Consider the following 19,080-nt stretch of genomic DNA (forward strand, 5'->3'; position numbering starts at 1 on the left):
AGAGCGCTCGCGCGTAGAATCCCTTCCTGCGCGGCACGCCTCCACCGTCTTCGTTGCTCCCAAGGAATACGCCATGACACCCCCTCGCCTCCCACCCGTCACGCTCGCTGGCGAGGTCGTGCGCCTTGAACCCCTGGCCGCCAGCCATGCAGCCGCGCTCGCGCAGGTTGGCCTGCATCCCGAGCTGTGGCGCCTGCAGCCCGAACCTGTACAGACGCCGGACGACATGCAGCGCTATGTGGATCGCGCGCTGACCGGCCAACGCGAAGGCCATTGCCTGCCGTTCGTCATCGTGCGCCAGGACAATGGCGAGATCATCGGCGCGACGCGCTACATGGACATTGCGCTGGCCCACAAGCGCCTGGAAATCGGCGGCACCTGGCTCACACCCGCAAGCCAGCGCAGCGGCGCCAACACCGAGGCCAAGTTTCTGTTGTTGCAGCACGCCTTTGAAACAATTGGTATCATGCGCGTTGTATTCAAGACTGAACTGAGCAACATGCAATCGCGCCAGGCCATCCTGCGCATCGGCGGCGTGGAGGAAGGCGTGTTCCGCAAGCACTTGATTGCGCAATCGGGACGCGCGCGCGACATGATCTACTTCGCGATCCTCGACGAGGACTGGCCCGCGGTCAAAGCCCGCCTGCTGATGCGCATGCGTCGGGCCGCGTAGGCCGGGCCGCCACGCTCTTTTCGCAGCTTGTCCGGGCCGCAAGGCCCGCCCCGCACTATTGAAGCCAGGTATGCAACAGACTTTCGCCGCGCCCGCGCGCTACACGATATACATCTACACCGAGGAACAGCGCGGCAACCAGTTGGTCGAGTCGCCGGTGATCGGCATGCTGTCCGACATATCGGGGTCCGACAAACTCGTGGTGGCGCTGGACCCGCACAGCGGCTTGAAGTTCGTCTACCGCATCGACCACGACAGCAACAACCTCGACGCCGCAGCGATCACCGAACAGGACGTGTCCCTCTTCAACGGCAAGACCTCGGTCCAGATCAACTCCATGACCTATCGCCTGGGCACGGCCGAGAGCGCGATGAAATTGCTGCGCGGCAAAACCCAATGGATACAGGACAAGGGCGCGGTGCTGTCCGTGCTGCTGCAGAATGCGGCCGCGCGCAAGACCCGTTTTGCCTCGCCGCGCATCGAGCGCGACCGTATGCGCAAGGTGCCGCCCGGCGTCCCGGTCGAGCACCTGCCTACATAAAAAGCACAGTATCCACAGCGCTGGCCTTATCCACAATTTCTGTGGATAAAACAGGCTCGAACCCATGGCTGATGGCCGTTCGGCCGACGCGCAACGGGCTGCTCATTTTTTGACCAACCCAAAGTTCTCCATCGCGCGGCTGCCATCCTTGATTCTTGACGCGGCGCCGCAGCGACGATGATGATATTCTCCGCAAGCGCGCGATACGAAAAATATCGCGCTCGCGGACTCCCCCTATACAAGAAGACCCAGATACAAGGAGCGGATGGCGTGTTTGCACTCGAACCTCCTTGCGCGCAACCGCTGACGCCGGACTCGCCGTGACCATCATCATTGTCGACGACCACGGAGACTGGCGCGACACCATCGCCGAGTACATAGAAGACCTCGGTCTGGACCGCAGCATCCTCACTGCCGGCTCCCTGGCCGAGCTGGACCAGCTGTTGCTCACCGTCACGCCGGGCATCCTGGTGCTGGACGCCATGCTGCCGGACGGCGACGCGCTGACCCGCGTGTCCCACTTGCGGACCTCCTTCCCGTCCATGGGCATCATCATGCTGACCGGACGCCTGTTGAGTGAAGACAAGGTCTCGGGCCTGAGCCTGGGCGCCGACCACTACCTCACCAAACCCGTCAACCTGGCCGAGCTGGGGGCCACTCTGGTATCGCTATCGCGCCGCCTGCGCGTGGTGCCGGCGGGCGATGCCGATGCGCCCGAATCCGACGCCTGGCGCTTCGATCCGGCGCGGCGCACCTTGATGTCGCCGCAGCAAGTCTGCGTGGACATCACCGACACCGAAAGCCGGCTGATCGGCGCACTGATCCAGGCCGCGCCGCTGCCCCTGTCGCGCGACCGCCTGATCGAAGCGCTGGGCGCCAGCGTGGAGGCCTACGACACGCACCGGCTGGATGCCCATATGCACCGACTGCGCCGCAAGCTGCGCGCGCATGCAGGCGGCGATATGGGCATACGCACGGTGTACGGCGTGGGCTATGTGTGCACCACGCCCGTGCGTATCGTCGGCAACGCCAAGAACTGAAACCGCCTCATGCATCCTCCGATCCGACCCCGCCGTTCCGTCCTCTATATGCCTGGCGCCAATGCGCGCGCGCTGGACAAGGCGCGCAACCTCGACGCCGACGTCCTGATCCTCGACCTGGAAGACGCCGTCGCGCCCGACGCCAAGGCGCAGGCTCGCGACCAAGTCGCCGCGGCCCTGCGCGCTGGCGGCTACGGCCGCCGCGAATGCGTGGTGCGCGTCAATGCCTTGGACACGCCCTGGGGCCTGGACGACGTCCGGGCCATAGCCCAGGCGGGCGCCGACGCGGTGCTGTTGCCCAAGGTACAGTCCGCCGCCGAACTCGACGCGCTCGCGCGGGCGCTGGACGCGGCGGGCGCGCCTGCCGGCCTGCCCTTGTGGGCCATGGCGGAAACGCCTTTGGGCTTTCTGCGGCTGGACGCCATCGCCTGCGGTCATCAGAGACTGGCGGCCATCGTCGTCGGCACCTCGGACCTGGTGAAGGACCTGCACGCGCGCCACACCCCATCGCGCGAAGAAACCCTGTGGGCGCGATCGATGGCGGTGATGGCGGCGCGGGCCCACGGCCTGGCGGCGCTGGACGGCGTGCACCTGGACCTGCACGACGACGCCGGCCTGGAGGCGGCCTGCAGGCAGGGGCGAGACCAGGGATTCGATGGCAAGACGCTCATCCATCCAAAACAGATCGCGGCGGCCAACGCCGCCTTCGCGCCTACGGAAGAAGAACTTGCCACCGCGCGCAAGCGCCTGGACGCCTGGCAAGCCGCGCAGGCCGCCGGCCTGGGCGTGGCCGTGGTCGACGGCGCCTTGGTGGAGAACCTGCACGCGCACGAGGCGGAACGGCTGCTGGCGCTGGCCGAGGCCATCCCGCGCGCCTAGCGCCCTGTCCCGCAGATACGGCCGTGCGGATGCAAGGCCACGCGCGTAGCCTGCGCCGCCATGCGCGGACAAACACGGCCGCGAAAAAAGCGCCCATCGCAGTAATATCAGCTTTCAAATGCATATTTCGGTAACGCGCCATCGGGCGCGGGCCCGGCAAATCGGGGAGAGATCGTGGCGCTGATCTTGCGGCAAGTATCGATGTCATTCTGCGCGGCGGCGCTGTGGGCCGCCACCGCTGCGGGCTTGCCGGCGCCGGCGCGGGCTCAAGCTGCCAATTTCCACCCGTGCAATTCCCAGCCCTCCCTGCCGATGTGCCAGCATGGCTACGGCAAGCGCATCGCGGTCCAGCGCTGGGGCGCGCAGCCCGATCCGCAGGACCCGGACGCAGCCGTCAACGCCTCGCTGGTCACCCGCGATCCGGCCAAGGAAATCGGCAAGCTCAAGTCCAGCACCATCCTGGTCCAGGACCTGGACACCTCCGAAGTCCTGTTCGCGCGCAACGAGGGCGCTGTGCGGCCCATCGCCTCCATCACCAAGCTGATGACGGCGTTGACGCTGGTGAAGGCCGGCCTGCCCATGGATGAAATCATCACCATCGACGCCAGCGACACCCGCTCCGCCAGTGAGTTGCCCTCGCGCCTGACGGCCGGCACCAAACTGAGCCGTGCCGATTTGCTGCGCCTGGCGCTGGTCCCATCCGAAAACAGCGCCGCGCAGGCCCTGGGGCGCACCTATACCGGCGGCTCGGCAGCCTTCGTCGCGGCGATGAACGCCGAAGCCCGCGCCCTGGGCATGACCGACTCCAGTTTCGCCGAACCGAGCGGCCTGTCCAACGAAAACCAGTCCTCGGCCAGGGACCTCGTCAAATTGCTTGCTGCGATTTCCGCGCAGCCGCTGATCTCGCAATACACCGGCGAAACCAGCTACCAGGCCGCCGGCCAGACCTTCCGCAACACCAACATCCTGGTGGGCCGTCCGCAATGGGACATCCTGGTGTCCAAGACGGGCACCACGCGCGAAGCCGGCGACTGCCTGGTCATGGCGGTGAAGGTCGGCAAACGCAACCTGGCCATGGTGCTGCTCAACGCGCAGGGCACCAGCGGCTCGCGCTTCGGCGACGCGGTTCGCCTGCGGCGAGTGCTGGACAGCCGGTTCGCCTCGCGCTAGCCGACGCCATCGCGCCTGCCTGGCGCGCCGCGCCCTGTACAATACCGCCCTTTGACGTGGAACGAACGCCCGTTCCGTCCGCCTGTCGCGCCGCCCGTGCGCCCCCCTTTCCCCGATTATTTTTCAGCGCGCCCGGCCGGCGGGAATTCTGCCGCGTCCCTGTTGCACCATCCATGATCCGCTTCCAACAAGTTTCACTCATGCGGGGCGTCAAGCCCTTGCTCGACAAGGTCGACCTGCTGCTCAACCCCGGCGACAAGATCGGCCTGATCGGCGCCAACGGCGCCGGCAAGTCCAGCCTGTTCGGCCTCTTGCGCGGGACGCTGCACGCCGACCAGGGCGACCTCGACTACCCCTCCAGCTGGCGCATGGCCTATGTGGCGCAGGAAACGCCCGCGCTGGACCGGCCGGCCATTGAGTACGCGATCGACGGCGATGTGACCTTGCGCAAGCTGGAAGCGGAACTGGCGCAGCTCGAAGCCGAACCCGAAAGCACCGAGAACGGCCTGCGCATGGCCGACATCTACGCCGCGCTGGCCGATGCCGACGCCTACACCGTGCATTCGCGCGCCGAGCAATTGCTGACCGGCCTGGGCTTCACGCAGGCCCAAATGCACCTGCCGCTGACGAGTTTTTCCGGCGGCTGGCGCATGCGCCTGAACCTGGCGCAGGCGCTGATGTGCCCGTCCGACCTGCTGCTGCTGGACGAGCCCACCAACCACCTGGACCTGGACGCCATCATCTGGCTGGAAGACTGGCTCAAGCGCTATCCGGGCACGCTCATCGTCATTTCGCACGACCGCGATTTCCTGGATGGCGTGGTCAACGTCATCGTCCATATCGATGAGCGCAAGCTCAAGCGCTATTCGGGCAACTATTCGTCCTTCGAGCGCCAACGCGCCGCGCAGCTGGAACTGGCGCAAGGCATGATGGAAAAGCAGATGCGCCAGCGCTCGCACCTGCAGTCCTTCATCGACCGCTTCAAGGCCCAGGCCAGCAAGGCGCGCCAGGCGCAGAGCCGCATCAAGGCGCTGGCCCGCATGGAAGAAGTGGCGCCGCTGCGCGCGGCCGCCGAGTTCTCGTTCGAGTTCCGCGAGCCCTTGCGCGCGCCGAATCCGCTCTTGACCATGGACGCGGTCAGCGCCGGCTATCGCATCGCGGATGAGGAAACGGAAGTCGAGTCCGACAAGATCATCGTGTCGGGCATCAATTTTTCGCTGCAGGCTGGCCAGCGCATTGGCCTCTTGGGCATCAACGGCGCGGGCAAGTCCACCTTCATCAAGACCATCGCGGGCGAACTGGCAACACTGGCCGGCGAGGCGCAGTTCAACAAGGGACTGTCGATCGGCTACTTCGCCCAGCACCAGGTGGAGATGCTGCGCCATGACGAATCGCCGCTGTGGCATATGACGAAGATCGCGCCCACCGTGCGCGAGCAGGAATTGCGCAACTTCCTGGGCAGCTTCAACTTCAACGGCAACATGGCCACCAGTTCCATCGCGCCGTTCTCCGGCGGCGAAAAGGCGCGGCTGGCGCTGGCCCTGATCGTCTGGCAGCGCCCCAACCTGCTGCTGCTGGACGAGCCCACCAACCACCTGGACCTGGAAACCCGCGAAGCCCTGACCACCGCGTTGGCCCAGTTCGAAGGCACGCTGATGCTGGTATCGCACGACCGCCACCTGCTGCGTGCCACCACCGATGAATTCATCATCGTGGCCGACGGCGAGGTCAGCCCCTTCGATGGCGACCTGGACGACTACAAGGACTGGCTGTACAAGACCAAGCTGGCTGCCAAGGCCGCTTGACGCAAGGCGCGCCGGCCGCGCCTGAGCCGGTCGCACCGCATCACGCCAGCGCGCTGGGATAGGGGCTGGTGTCGATGTGTTCCAGCATGCCGTAGGCCAGCCGTTCCAGCAGCCTCGCGCGATCACCGGCATGCGCCGGCTCGTCCCACAGGTTGCGCAGCTCGTGCGGATCCTGCTTCAGGTCGTACAGCTCGCCCCAGCGCGCGCCATCGTAGACCGTGACGCGAAAGCCGTCCGCCAGCAAGGTGCGGCAGCGGATGCGGCTGTTGAAGCCCAGGATCACGCGCTGACCTTCTTCCTCGATCATGAGCGCGTCGCGCACGGCCGCCTCGCGCCCGTTGATGAGTCCGGCCATGTCGCGCCCCTGGATACCGTTGTAAGGCTGCACGCCGGCGCGCGCCAGCACGGTGGGCGCGACGTCGATGGTGCTGAGCAAGGCGTCGCTGGCGGCGCCCGCCGTCGGCGTGGCGGCGGGATCGTGCCAGATGAATGGCACGCGCGTCAGGCCGCGGTAATGGATCGGCCCCTTCAGCATCAGCTGATGGTCGCCCAGGTAATCGCCATGGTCGCTGGTGAAGATCACCACCGTGTTGTCGGCCAGCCCCAGCGCGTCGAGCTCGGCCAGCACCCGGCCGATCTGGTTGTCGATGTTGGCGATCGAGCCGTAGTTCAGCGCCAGCGCTTCGCGCGCCTCGCGCTCGTTGCAGGAGAAGATCGCGGGCGTGTGCTTGACCGCAGTGCCTGCGTCACGCTGGGCGCGCAGCCAGGCCACGTGCGGCGGCGGGGTTCCAGCGCCGTGGAAGGACGCAGGCAGCTCCATGTCCTCGGGCCTGTGCAGGTCCCAGAAGCGTCCCGGCGGCGTGAAGGGATGGTGCGGGTCGGGAAACGAGCATTGCAGGAAGAACGGCTGGTCCGACGCCGCATAGCCGCGCAGGGCATCGATGCTGCGGTCAGCGATGTAGGCCGTGGGATACAGCTCTTCAGGCACGCGCGTGCGCCAAGCCTGGCGGATGCGCGTCAGTTCATACTCCGGCGCGGGAATGGCATGCGCCGGGCCGATCAGCGCCTCGATCTCAGGATGCACGCTTCGCAACCAGCGCCGGTAATGCCCGTGCACGTCGTCGCTGTGGTCGTCGACCAGATCCACCTGGTCGAACCCGTAGTAGGGATAGCTCAACTCGTGGTCGGCATGTTCCAACCACAGCTTGCGCTGCTCCTGGTCATAGCGGCCGGCGTCGGGTTCAACCGCCTCGCGCGACAGTCTGTCCTCCGCACGCACCGGCCAGGACGGCGGGATGTCGGTCATGTTCTGCAAGTGCACCTTGCCGACCAGCGCGGTGCCGTAGCCGGCCTCGCGCATGGCTTCGACAAAGGTGCGGCTGCGCAGCGACAGCGCGATGCCGTTGTGGCGCGCGCCGTGGGCGGACGGATAGCGCCCAGTCATCAGGCTGGCGCGGTTGGGCATGCAGATGGGCGTAGCCACGTGCATATTGTCAGCCCGCCAACCTGACGCGGCGAGACGGTCCAGGTTGGGCGTGCGGACCACCTGGTTGCCATAGGCGCCCAGATGGTCGGCGCGGTGCTGGTCGGTGATGAACAACAGGAAATTGACGGGCTTCGCGGCACGGCTCATTGCTTGGCTCCGGACATCTCCACCGCCGCGCGCCACGCCGGCATGTCGCGCTTGACCATGTCGCCGAACGCCTCGGGCGTCATGTAGATCGGCACCATGCCCAGGGGCTGCAGCGCCTGTTCGAACGCGCCGTCGGTAAGCACGGCCTGCAGGTCCGCGCTCAGCTTCTTCACCACCGCGGGCGGCGTGCCGGCGGGCGCGAACAAGCCGATCCACGAACGCACCGCGACGCCTGCGGCCACGTCGGAGAACAGCGGCACGTCGGGCAGCGCGGCGTACTTTTCCGTATTGGCCACGCCCAGCACCTTGACCTTGCCGGACGCCAGGAACGGAATCGCCGGCGCGATGCCGCCTATCATCAGCGGCACGTGGCCAGCGACCAGATCGGCCATCGCCGGCGCGGCGCCCTTGTACGGTGCATGCACCACATCCAGGCCGGCGGCGTGCTTCAACTGCTCCATCGCCAACTGGTGCACCGTACCCAGGCCGGGCGAGCCATAGGTGTACTTGCCGGGATTGGCCTTGATCAGCTTGACGGCTTCCGCCAGCGTCGAAGCCGGAAACTCGGCGTTGGCCAGCAGCACCACCACGTTGTCCGCCACCAGGCCGACCGGAGCGAAGTCGCGCACCGGGTCATAAGGCAGGCTGGCGTACAGCGCGCTATTGATGCCGTGCGTATTGGTGGTGCCCATCAGCAGCGTGTAGCCGTCGGGCGCGGCGCGCGCCACCATGGATGCGGCGATATTGCCGCCCGCGCCCGGCTTGTTCTCCACCACCAAGGTGTAGCCGCGGGGTTCCAGGCGCTGCGCCAGTTGGCGCGCCAGCACGTCCACCGCGCCGCCCGGCGAGAACGGCACCACGATCTGCACCGGCCGCGCAGGGTACGCATCCGCGGCAGCCGCCGTGCCCGTCATGCCACAGGCCCAGCTTGCGGCCAGGGCCATCCAGAATTTCTTCATTGCTTCGTCTCCATCGCGGCGCCCTTCCCTGGCCTGGCCGGGGCGCGCCTGTCTTTCGTAGAGCGGCAAGTATGCCCAGGGCCCGGCGTCCGCGTGAAATGAAATAAACTGAACGATTCATAACCATATGAATATGAATCGCCATGCCAGAGCGCGCCAGCACTCATCTCAAGCGGCGTCATGCCGAACTGCTGGTCGCGCTGGACGACGAGCGTCACCTGGGCCGCGCCGCCGAGCGCCTGCATATGTCCCAGCCCGCCGCGTCCAAGGCGCTGGCGCAGTTGGAGGAACAGGTGGGCTATGCGCTATTCGAGCGCGGGACCCATGGCACCCTACCGACCAATGCCGGAATGGTTATGATCCGCCACGCCCGGCACAGCCTGGGCGCGGCCCAGCGGGTGGCCGCGGAATTGCTGGCCGCCGAAGAGCGCGGCGCCAGCCTGCTGCGCCTGGGCACCTTGCCCTCGGCCGCGCCCAAACTCGCGCCGCAACTGATCACGCATCTGTTGCGCCAGTCGCCCCGCCTGGAGGTGAAATTGGTGGAAGGCGCGCTCGGAGAACTCATGGACAAGCTTGCGCGCGACGAGCTGGACATCGTGCTGGGCCGCCTGGGCAGCCGCCTGCTGCCGGCGGACTGCGAGGTGATCCGCCTGCACGAAGAACCGATCCTGGTGGTGGCGCGCCCCGGCCACCCGCTGGTCGGAAGCGACGCGCTGGAGGCCGCCGAACTTGCGCGCTGGCCCTGGGTGCTGCCGCTGGAAGCCACCATGATGCGCGAGCGACTGGACGAGGCTTTCGTGCATGCCGGGGCGCGCCCGCCCGATTCCAGCATCCAGTCCAACTCGCTGCTGGCCACCCTGGCGCTGCTGGACCAGGACGACCGCCTGGCGGCCCTGCCCCAGGCGATTGCGCGCTACTGCGAGCGGCAAGGCGGCGTGGCGGTGCTGCCGCTGCGGCTGGAAGCCAACTTCGGTGCCATCGGCGCCGTGGTGAATCGCAATACGGCGGGCATGCCGGTGGTGCAGGCGGCGATGGAATGGCTGCGCAGCTTGTCCGGAGGCGCCGGTCAGGCCCAGTCGGACTAAGGCGCCTGATAACCCAGCAGCACGCTGGCGGCCTCGGCTTCGCGCCGCACCGCCTGCGCGATCGGACCGTCCGTCGCGGCGTCGAAGCCGCCCGTCGCGCCCAGCGCGGTCAGCGCGGCGCAGGGCCGGCCGTTGTGGTCCAGCAGCGGCGCCGATACGGCGCTGATGCCCTTCAAATTGGTATCGCGCACCGAGGCGCAGCCCGCGGCCAGCACCTCGCGGCGCAGGCGGCCGATCGGGTCGGCGGCATCCAGCTGCGCGCGCATGTCGGCCGGCGCGCGCGCCAGTTCAGCCTCGGCAAGCGCCCGCACCCGCGCATCGTCCTGCAAAGCCAGGAACACCCGCCCGGTCGCCGACCAGAGCATGGACAGCACCGAGCCCATGCGCACGTTCACTGTCACCGGCAGGCCCGGCTCCTCGAAGCGCACGATGGTAGGTCCCTTGTTGCCCATGACCGCGATGAAGCAGGTCACTTCCAGGTCTTCGCGCAGGCGCACCAGGCTGGGTTCGGCCAGGCGGATGGGATCGGCCTGGCGCAGCGCGGCCAGGCCCAGCAGCATCGCCTCCAGGCCCAGGTAGTACTGTTGAGTGGCGGCATCCTGCGCCACCAGGCCCTCTTCCATCAGGCTGACCAGATAGCGGTGCACCTTGGCGGGACTTTCATCCACCTGCGCGGCCAGCAGCGTAAGGCTGGCGCGCCCGCCCAGCCGGCCCAGCCCCTTGAGCACGGCCATGCCGGTTTCGGCAGCTTGTACACGCTGGCGCCTTTCCCGCGGACGCGGCGTCTCGGCGGTCGTGGCGGGGACGGAGGAAGGATCGGGAGTCTGTTTCATGGGTGCGATGAAGGAGCCGCCGGGCGGCTGGGGACGCAGCCCGGAGATTACCCCAATTGAATAATTACGCAATGCGTATATGATTTACGCAATTGTAATTCGGAGCGACACCATGGGCCACCCTTCCACCCCCGCACCCACCCCGCCCGCCAACACCGGCGGCTGTCCCATCGACCACGCCGCGCTGGCCCGGGCCCAAGCCTGTCCGGTCAGCCCGCGCGCGGCGGAATTCGATCCATTCGGCGACGGCTACCAGCAGGATCCGCCCGAATACGTGCGCTGGGCGCGCGAACAGGAACCCGTGTTCTATAGCCCCAAGCTGGGCTACTGGGTGGTGACGCGCTACGACGACATCAAGGCGGTGTTCCGCGACAACCACACCTACAGCCCCTCGATCGCGCTGGAAAAGATCACCCCGACCGGCCCAGAGGCCAACGCCGTGCTGGCCACCTATGGCTACGCCATGAACCGCACGCTGGTCAACGAGGACGAGCCGGCCCACATGCCGCGCCGCCGCGTGCTGATGGATCCCTTCACCCCGGACGAGCTCAAGCACCACGAACCCATGGTGCGGCGCCTGACGCGCGAATACGTGGACCGCTTCATCGACGACGGCCGCGCCGACCTGGTGGACCAGATGCTGTGGGAAGTGCCGCTCACGGTGGCCCTGCACTTCCTGGGCGTGCCCGAGGAAGACATGGACCTGCTGCGCAAATACTCCATTGCGCACACCGTCAACACCTGGGGCCGGCCCAAGCCCGAGGAACAAGTTGAGGTCGCGCACGCGGTGGGCAATTTCTGGCAATTGGCAGGCAAGATCCTGGACAAGATGCGCCAGGATCCCGATGCGCCGGGCTGGATGCAGTACGGCATCCGCAAGCAGAAGGACCATCCCGAGGTCGTGACCGACTCGTACCTGCATTCCATGATGATGGCCGGCATCGTCGCGGCCCACGAGACCACCGCCAACGCCTCGGCCAACGCCATCAAGCTGCTGCTGCAGCATCCCGACGCCTGGCGCGAACTGTGCGAAGACCCCGGGCTGCTGCCCAACGCGGTCGAGGAATGCCTGCGCCACAATGGCTCGGTCGCGGCCTGGCGCCGCCTGGCCACGCGCGACACCGAGATCGCCGGCGTGGCGATCCCGGCGGGCGCCAAGCTGCTGATCGTGTCCTCGTCGGCCAATCATGACGAGCGCCATTTCGCCGACGCCGACTTCTTCGACATCCGCCGCGACAACGCCAGCGACCAGCTGACTTTCGGCTATGGCGCGCACCAGTGCATGGGCAAGAACCTGGCGCGCATGGAGATGCAGATCTTCCTGGAAGAACTGACCCGCCGCCTGCCGCACATGCGCCTGGCGCAGCAGCAGTTCACCTACGTGCCCAACACATCATTCCGCGGCCCCGAGCATCTGTGGGTGGAATGGAACCCGGCCGACAACCCCGAGCGCCGCGATCCCGCCCTGCTAGTCCAAGCGCAGCCGGTGCGCATCGGCGAACCCTCCACCCATGCCATCAGCCGCAAGCTGGTGGTGACCCAGGTCACGGCCGCGGCCGACGGCATCGCACGCATCCGGCTGGAATCGCCCGACGGCAAGCCGCTGCCGCGCTGGACGCCGGGCTCGCACATCGATGTCGAATGCGGCGATACGGGCCTGTCGCGCCAATACTCGCTTTGCGGCGATCCGGCGGCCGCGAATGCGCTGGAGATCGCCGTGCTCAAGGAAACGGCGGGTCGCGGCGGCTCGGCCTGGATCCACCAGCACCTGCGCGCCGGCAGCATCGTGCGCGCGCGCGGTCCGCGCAACCATTTCCGCATGGACGAAAGCGCCAAGCGTTTGATCCTCATCGCTGGCGGCATAGGCATCACGCCCATCAGCGCCATGGCGCGCCGCGCGCGTGAACTGGGCATGGCCTACGAGCTGCATTACAGCGGGCGCTCGCGCGCCTGCATGGCCATGCTGGAAGAGCTGCAGCAGTTGCATGGCGAGCGCCTGCGCCTGCACATCAGCGGCGAAGGCAGCCGCAACGACTTCGCCGCCCTGCTGTCCCTTCCCGAAGCCGGCACGCAGATCTACGCCTGCGGCCCCGAACGCATGCTGGACGCCTTGCAGGCCGCATGCAGCGCCTGGTCCGAGGACAGCCTGCGCGTGGAGCACTTCCATTCCACGCTTGCCACGCTGGACCCGTCCAAGGAGCATGCCTTCGAGGCCGAGTTGAAGGACTCCGGCATCGTCGTGCAGGTGCCCGCCGGCCAGACCCTGCTGACCGCCTTGCGCAGCGCCAACATCGACGTGCAGAGCGATTGCGAGGAAGGACTCTGCGGCTCCTGCGAAGTGCGCGTGCTGGGCGGCGCGGTCGACCACCGCGACGTGGTGCTGACCCGCGCCGAGCGCGAGGCCGGCACCCGCATGATGGCCTGCTGCTCGCGCGCCCAGGGCGGGCGCATCGTGCTGGAGCTGTAGCGGCCTGCATGCATGCGGCGCCGGGTCCTTGCGCCCGACGCCGCATGCGCGCATCCATATGCCTGAAGTGCGCCTGAAAGCGGTAGAATTCACCCTCTGCTCATCACCACGCCGTCCCGCTGCAACGCGGGACGACGTTTTTTGACGCGGCCAGTCCCGGGCCTGCAGGCGGGCCCCCAGCGGGGCTTGCCCATGCCGCGGCCAGCCGCGGGGTCATTTCTCAGCGCTCCTAGATGTCGATCAAAGACCAACTTTTCCTCGCCAGCCAGTATCTCGCCCCCCACCACCTGGTGTCGCGGCTCTTCGGGTACGCCTCCGACTGCCGGGAACCGGCGGTCAAGAACTGGATGATCTCGCGCTTTGTCCGCCGCTATGGCGTGGACATGCGCGAAGCGCTGCAGGAAGAGCCGCTGGCCTACGATTGCTTCAACGACTTCTTCACGCGAGCGCTCAAGGAAGACGCCCGGCCGCTGGACGACGAACCGGGTTCGGTGGTCTGTCCCGCCGACGGCGCCATCAGCCAGATGGGCGCGATCGAACACGGCCGCATCTTCCAGGCCAAGGGCCACAACTACGGCGTGGCCGACCTGCTGGGCGGCGACGCCGAGCGCGCGGCGCCGTTCCAGGGCGGCCAATTCGCCACCATCTATCTGTCGCCCAAGGACTATCACCGCGTGCACATGCCGGTTGCCGGCACCCTGCGCGAAATGATCCACGTGCCGGGCCGCCTGTTTTCGGTCAATCCGCTGACCGCCCGCAACGTGCCGCGCCTGTTCGCGCGCAACGAACGCGTGGTCTGCATCTTCGACACCGAGCACGGCCCGATGGCCCTGGTGCTGGTGGGCGCGATGATCGTCGCCTCCATCGAGACCGTATGGGCCGGCCTGGTCACGCCGCACAAGCGCCGCGTCAAATCCACCCGCTACGACGACGCGGCGCGCGCCCCGATCCACCTTGCCAAGGGCGCGGAAATGGGCCGCTTCAAGCTGGGCTCCACCGCCATCGTGCTGTTCGGCCCCAACCAGATCCGCTGGGCCGACACGCCTTCGGTGCTGGGTCCGGTGCGCATGGGCGAGCTGATGGCGCTGCCCGCCTGATATTTCGATTTATTCGAAGCTGGATGTCTGGTTTTATTCGCTTTATACGATGAATCGGCGTTGCTAGATTACGGGCTTTTGCCGGCCCGCCATGACATCCATCATCTCGACCACTGCCAGTCCCCGCGCCGCCTCGGCCGACCGCCCCTTGCCGCGCGCGCTGGCGCGCATGCTGTCGCTGGACGATTTCGAGGCCGCCGCCAAACGGCGCCTGCCGCGCCCGATATTCGGCTACGTCGCGGGCGCGGCCGAAGACAACCAGTCCCTGCGCGGCAACCGCAGCGCCTTTGCGCAATATTCGTTTTCGCCGCGCGTGCTGGTGGACGTATCGCGCCGCACCCAGCAGACCGAGATCTTCGGCCGCCGCTATGCCTCGCCCTTCGGCATCGCCCCCATGGGCATCAGCGCGCTGTCGGCCTACCGCGGCGACATCGTGCTGGCGCGCGCCGCCCGCGAACAGGGCATACCCGCCATCCTCAGCGGCACCTCGCTGATTCCGATGGAAGAAGTTATCCGCGCAGCGCCCGGCACCTGGTTCCAGGCCTATCTGCCCGGCGATCCGCAGCGTATCGACGCCCTGGTCGAACGCGCCCGCCGCGCGGGCTACGAAACCCTGGTGTTGACGGTGGACATCCCCGTGTCGGCCAACCGGGAGAACAATGTGCGCACCGGTTTTTCCACCCCGCTCAAGCCCAGCCTGCGCCTGGCCTGGGACGGCCTGACGCGGCCGCGCTGGCTGGCCGGCACCTTCATGCGCACGCTGCTCGCTCACGGCATGCCGCATTTCGAGAACTCCTTCGCCACGCGCGGCGCGCCGATAGTGTCGGCGTCGGTGCTGCGCGACTTCAGCGCGCGCGACCACCTCAGCTGGGAGCACGTGGCGCGCATCCGCAGCCAATGGCCGGGCACGCTCATCATCAAGGGCATCCTGCATCCGCAGGACGCGGCGCTGGCGCGGCAGCACGGGGCCGACGGCATCATCGTGTCCAACCATGGCGGCCGCCAGCTGGACGGTGCGGTCTCGCCGCTGCGCGCCCTGCCCGGCGTAGTCGCGGCGGCGGGCGGCATGACCGTGATGATGGACAGCGGGGTGCGCCGCGGCAGCGACGTGCTCAAGGCCCTGGCGCTGGGCGCAAGCTTCGTCTTCGTCGGCCGGCCCTTCAACTATGCGGCCGCCGTCGGCGGCGAAGCCGGTGTGTCGCACGCCATCGGCCTGCTGCGCGCCGAGATCGACCGCAATATGGCGATGCTGGGCATCAACAACCTGCGGGAAATGCAGGCGGACCTGCTCATGCGCGCGGCTGCCTAAGCGGACAGGCGCATAATGCGCCATCCGACCATCGAAACATGTGAACGAGCATGGCTGCAAACGATCTGAAGGTGCGCGCAGCGCTACCGGGCGACCACGAATGGATTGTTGCCGCGCACGGCGACGTCTATGCGGCCGAGTTCGGCTTCGAGCGCGGGTTCGAGGATGACATAGGCGGCAAGATGCAGGCCTTTCGCCGGCTGCCAAGCACGTTCAATCGCATCTGGATCGGCATCATCGGCGATGAACGGGTGGCGTCGATCGCCGTCTCCGAACGGCCTGCCGGCGTGGCCTTTCTCAATTTCGTCCTGGTCCTGCCGCAACATCGCGGCAAAGGCGCTGGCCTCCGGATGATGGACACCGTGCTGGAGCACGCGCGCGCCCATGGCATGAAGGAAGTCCAGCTGGAAACCTACAGCTGCCTGACCGCGGCCAGGGCGCTGTACCGGCGCCTGGGGTTCGAGCCGGTGAAGGTGGTGCCGGACCAGGCTGCCTATGGCCAGGCCTTCGACCAGGAATTCTGGGCACTGCGCATCTAGCCTTGCTGCAAGCGCGGCGCCCGCACTTCAAGAGACGTTACGGGCCCCCGGGCCCGGCATAGAATGGCGATTCCCTTGCCACGCGCGCCGCTGCTCCCGGCCCGGCGCGCCCCAGAGCCGCCGTGTCCCTACGCCAATCTTCTTTCTTCCTGCGCTTCCTGACCTTGGGGGCCCTGGCTCACGTCTACGTGGGCGCCCGCCTGATCCCGGATGCTCAGTTGGGCGGCGCAGGTTCCGCCGCCGCCATCCTGGCCTTGCTGCTGTCCTGCATCCTGATTCCGCTGGGAATGCTGGGCCGTTCTTCCGTGCACCCGCCCTGGGGCGACCGCATCGCCTGGGTCGGGCTGTTCGCCATGGGCCTGTTCTCGTCGCTATTCGTGCTGACCGTGCTGCGCGATGCGCTGCTGCTGGTGACCTGGCTGGCGAACCTGATCATCGGAGCCGAGTTGCCCTGGACCTCGCTGCGTTGGGTCAGCGCCTGGGCCGTGCCCGTACTGGCCCTCGCCGGCACCTTGATCGGCCTGTACAACGCCCGCAAACGCGCGCGTATCGTCGACGTGGACGTCCCTATCGCCGGGCTGGCGCCCGACCTGGACGGCTTCACCATCGTGCAGATCAGCGATATCCACGTCGGCCCGACCATCAAGAAACGCTACGTGCAGGCCATCGTCGACGCCGTCAATGAGCAGTTGCCGGACATGGTCGCCATCACCGGCGACGTGGTCGACGGCAGCGTCGAACAGCTTGCAGCCCAGGCCAGTCCGCTGGGCCAGCTGCGGGCGACCCACGGCGTGTACCTGGTCACCGGCAATCATGAATATTATTCGGGCGCCACGCCCTGGATCGCCGAATTCCGCCGCATGGGACTGCGCGTGCTGATGAATGAACACGTAGTCATCCACCCTGCCGGCCTGCCCGTGGTGGTGGCGGGCATTACCGACTACAGCGCCGGTTCCTTCGACCCGCAGCAGCGCAGCAACCCCAAGGCCGCGCTGGCCGGCGCGCCCGCCGACGCGCTGCCCAGGATCCTGCTGGCGCATCAGCCGCGCAGCGCGGCGGCGGCCGAGCCGCTGGGCTATACCCTGCAATTGTCCGGCCATACCCATGGCGGGCAGTTCTTTCCGTGGGGATTCTTCGTGCGGTTCCAGCAGCCCTACACGGCGGGCCTGCATCGCCTGGGAAAAATGTGGATCTACATCAGCCGCGGCACCGGCTACTGGGGACCGCCCAAGCGCCTGGGCGCCCCATCCGAGATCACGCGGCTGCGCCTGCGCGCGGCTCGCGCCGGCTGAACGGCGCGCTTCAGCCGTTGTCCGGCAAGGGTCCGCGCTCCAGATAGCTGGTCAGCGCGATGTCGCTGGTGGTGTTGGTGATGCCGTCGATCTGATGGATGCGCGCCAGCAGCGATTCCAGCGCCTGCGTGTCGCGCACGCGCACTTTCAACAGCATCGCGCTCTTGCCGGTGATGGTGTGGATCTCTTCCACCTCGGTCAGTTCGGCCAGCCCCAGCACCTGCTGCGTGATGGTCCAGTTGTTGGTGTCCACGTGCACGAAGGCCAGCAGCGGCCGCCCTATCCGGGCGCCGTCCAGCTTGGCGGCGATGCCCTTGATCAGGCCGTCGCGCTTGAGGCGCTTGACCCGTTCATGCACAGCCGGGGCGGAAAGGTTCAGCAATTTGCCCAGTTCGGCGTAGCTGGGGGAGGCGTCGTCGGCCAGCAGCGTTAACAGCTTTCGGTCGCGGTCATCAAGATCAGGCATTGGAATCGGGTTCTGCCGAACGGCATTCGAACTTTTATGGAATAAGGAAATATACGCGTTAACCCTTATTTTATTCCAATAAAATTTGGCGATGCAGAACCGTAGCACCCGCCAGTCTTCTTCCGTCCCCGCCCTGATGTTCGCCGTCAGCGTCGTAGGCTCCAACGGCCTGGCGCTCAGCCCCATCCTGAGCGACGTGGCGCGCTCCTTTGCCACCTCGCCGCTGACCATCAGCACCGCTATTTCCGCCTACGGCGCGGCCACCGCCGCCAGCGCCTTCTTCCTGGCCGCCCGCATCGACCGCATCGGCATCCGCCGCTCGCTCCTGGGCGCGATGGCCGTGCTGATCGCCGCCTTGATCCTGTCCGCCTGCGCGCCGCACTGGATCGTGCTGACGCTGGCGCAAGCCCTGGCAGGCGCCGCGGCGGGCGTCATCCTGCCTGCGGCCTATGGATCCGCCTCGCTGATCGCTCAGCCTGGCCAGGAAGCCCGCACGCTGGGCCGCGTCATCGCGGGCTGGTCCGTGTCGCTGGTGGCGGGCGTGCCACTGTCAGCGCTGATCTCCGATGCCGTGGGCTGGCGCGCTACCTACGGCACGCTGGCGCTATGCGCGGCGGTCGCCGCGCTGGGGTTGCGCAAGCTGCCGCAACGCCGCGCGGACAATCCAGCCCCGCTGCGGTTATCGCGCCTGCTGGCGCCCCTGTCCTACCGCGACGTGCCCGCCTTGCTGCTGGGCTGCCTGGCGTTCTCGTCGGCGTTCTATGGCGTGTACGCGTTCCTGGCCGACCACGTGCGCGGCCTGCTGGGGCTGAGCGCCGGGCAAGTGGGCTTCATCGCCTTTGCCTACGGCGCCGGGTTCCTGCTGGCCGGCGTGGCCGGCGCCCCGCTGATCGAGCGGCTGGGTCCGCGCCGCGCCCTGCCGCTGGCGCTGGGCGTCATCGCGCTGGTGTACCTGGGGCTGCTGCCGGCCGCCCATGCGCTGGCCGCGGTGCTCGCCATCGCCACGCTATGGGGCGCGGCCTCGCAGCTGAGCCTCAACCTGCTGGTGTTGCTGCTGTCGCGCGCCCGGCCCGAAGAGCGCGGCGCGGTACTCGGTCTGAACACCTGCACCACCTACCTGGGCGCAAGCGTGGGCACTGCCATCGCCGGCACCCTGTATACCCATGCCGGCTTCGAAGCGCTGGGATTGGCCGCGGCCAGCGCCCTGGCCGCCGCGGCGCTAGGCCTGCATTGGCGTCTGAACGGCCGGCGCGCGGCGCGCGGTCAGGCTGCCGCCTGAACCGCCAAGGCTA

Annotated in this window: 17 protein-coding genes; 13 read left to right on the plus strand and 4 right to left on the minus strand. The window is 67.5% G+C overall.

The window, feature by feature from the left end; translation table 11 throughout:
* Window positions 1-73 precede the first annotated feature (73 nt).
* From AXYL_RS16265 to AXYL_RS16290, 6 genes are all read left to right on the plus strand, one after another.
* Complete coding sequence (locus AXYL_RS16265; protein WP_013393911.1) at window positions 74-673, plus strand: GNAT family N-acetyltransferase; 600 nt, start codon at window positions 74-76, stop codon at window positions 671-673.
* Window positions 674-743: 70 nt separating this feature from the next.
* Complete coding sequence (locus AXYL_RS16270; protein WP_013393912.1) at window positions 744-1,214, plus strand: hypothetical protein; 471 nt, start codon at window positions 744-746, stop codon at window positions 1,212-1,214.
* 320 nt (window positions 1,215-1,534) lie between these two features.
* Entirely contained in the window at window positions 1,535-2,254 is a 720-nt protein-coding gene (locus AXYL_RS16275) for a response regulator transcription factor (RefSeq protein ID WP_013393913.1), read from the plus strand.
* A 9-nt stretch (window positions 2,255-2,263) separates the two neighbouring features.
* On the plus strand, window positions 2,264-3,133 hold the full coding sequence (locus AXYL_RS16280; RefSeq protein WP_041653701.1) for an HpcH/HpaI aldolase/citrate lyase family protein: 870 nt from the start codon (window positions 2,264-2,266) through the stop codon (window positions 3,131-3,133).
* 174 nt (window positions 3,134-3,307) lie between these two features.
* Window positions 3,308-4,303: a serine hydrolase gene (locus AXYL_RS16285; RefSeq protein ID WP_013393915.1), complete on the plus strand. Its 996-nt coding sequence runs from the start codon at window positions 3,308-3,310 to the stop codon at window positions 4,301-4,303.
* A gap of 173 nt (window positions 4,304-4,476) precedes the next feature.
* The gene (locus AXYL_RS16290) at window positions 4,477-6,108 is read left to right on the plus strand and encodes an ATP-binding cassette domain-containing protein (protein WP_013393916.1); all 1,632 of its coding nucleotides are present in this window, start codon (window positions 4,477-4,479) and stop codon (window positions 6,106-6,108) included.
* A gap of 40 nt (window positions 6,109-6,148) precedes the next feature.
* On the opposite strand, the gene AXYL_RS16295 is transcribed toward AXYL_RS16290, so the two are convergent.
* Complete coding sequence (locus AXYL_RS16295) at window positions 6,149-7,741, minus strand: sulfatase (protein ID WP_013393917.1); 1,593 nt, start codon at window positions 7,739-7,741, stop codon at window positions 6,149-6,151.
* The gene (locus AXYL_RS16300; protein ID WP_013393918.1) at window positions 7,738-8,700 is read right to left on the minus strand and encodes a Bug family tripartite tricarboxylate transporter substrate binding protein; all 963 of its coding nucleotides are present in this window, start codon (window positions 8,698-8,700) and stop codon (window positions 7,738-7,740) included. The genes AXYL_RS16295 and AXYL_RS16300 overlap by 4 nt, the downstream gene beginning before the upstream one ends.
* 143 nt (window positions 8,701-8,843) lie before the next feature.
* Between AXYL_RS16300 and AXYL_RS16305 the strand changes: the two genes are divergently transcribed.
* Entirely contained in the window at window positions 8,844-9,785 is a 942-nt protein-coding gene (locus AXYL_RS16305; protein ID WP_013393919.1) for a LysR substrate-binding domain-containing protein, read from the plus strand.
* Here the strand turns inward: AXYL_RS16305 and AXYL_RS16310 are convergent.
* On the minus strand, window positions 9,782-10,618 hold the full coding sequence (locus AXYL_RS16310) for an IclR family transcriptional regulator (RefSeq protein ID WP_041653707.1): 837 nt from the start codon (window positions 10,616-10,618) through the stop codon (window positions 9,782-9,784). The genes AXYL_RS16305 and AXYL_RS16310 overlap by 4 nt on opposite strands.
* 112 nt (window positions 10,619-10,730) lie before the next feature.
* Between AXYL_RS16310 and AXYL_RS16315 the strand changes: the two genes are divergently transcribed.
* From AXYL_RS16315 to AXYL_RS16335, 5 genes are all read left to right on the plus strand, one after another.
* A complete protein-coding gene (locus tag AXYL_RS16315; protein ID WP_013393921.1) occupies window positions 10,731-13,085 on the plus strand; it encodes a cytochrome P450/oxidoreductase in 2,355 nt (784 codons plus the stop codon).
* 233 nt (window positions 13,086-13,318) lie between these two features.
* Window positions 13,319-14,182 (plus strand): archaetidylserine decarboxylase, encoded by an 864-nt coding sequence (gene asd / locus AXYL_RS16320; RefSeq protein ID WP_013393922.1) that lies wholly within the window; start codon window positions 13,319-13,321, stop codon window positions 14,180-14,182.
* A 91-nt stretch (window positions 14,183-14,273) separates the two neighbouring features.
* Window positions 14,274-15,491: an alpha-hydroxy acid oxidase gene (locus tag AXYL_RS16325; RefSeq protein ID WP_013393923.1), complete on the plus strand. Its 1,218-nt coding sequence runs from the start codon at window positions 14,274-14,276 to the stop codon at window positions 15,489-15,491.
* A 50-nt stretch (window positions 15,492-15,541) separates the two neighbouring features.
* Window positions 15,542-16,030, plus strand: a complete 489-nt coding sequence (locus tag AXYL_RS16330; RefSeq protein ID WP_013393924.1) for a GNAT family N-acetyltransferase — start codon at window positions 15,542-15,544, stop codon at window positions 16,028-16,030.
* A 122-nt stretch (window positions 16,031-16,152) separates the two neighbouring features.
* Window positions 16,153-17,322 carry a metallophosphoesterase gene (locus AXYL_RS16335; protein WP_013393925.1) on the plus strand — a complete coding sequence of 390 codons (1,170 nt, stop codon included), beginning with the start codon at window positions 16,153-16,155 and terminating at the stop codon, window positions 17,320-17,322.
* 10 nt (window positions 17,323-17,332) lie between these two features.
* Here AXYL_RS16335 and AXYL_RS16340 read toward each other — a convergent pair whose 3' ends face one another.
* A complete protein-coding gene (locus AXYL_RS16340; protein WP_013393926.1) occupies window positions 17,333-17,788 on the minus strand; it encodes an Lrp/AsnC family transcriptional regulator in 456 nt (151 codons plus the stop codon).
* A 91-nt stretch (window positions 17,789-17,879) separates the two neighbouring features.
* Between AXYL_RS16340 and AXYL_RS16345 the strand changes: the two genes are divergently transcribed.
* On the plus strand, window positions 17,880-19,067 hold the full coding sequence (locus AXYL_RS16345) for an MFS transporter (RefSeq protein WP_041653710.1): 1,188 nt from the start codon (window positions 17,880-17,882) through the stop codon (window positions 19,065-19,067).
* Window positions 19,068-19,080: the final 13 nt, after the last annotated feature.

Origin of the sequence: Achromobacter xylosoxidans A8 (assembly GCF_000165835.1) — a bacterium.
Classification (GTDB): domain Bacteria; phylum Pseudomonadota; class Gammaproteobacteria; order Burkholderiales; family Burkholderiaceae_B; genus Achromobacter; species Achromobacter xylosoxidans_B.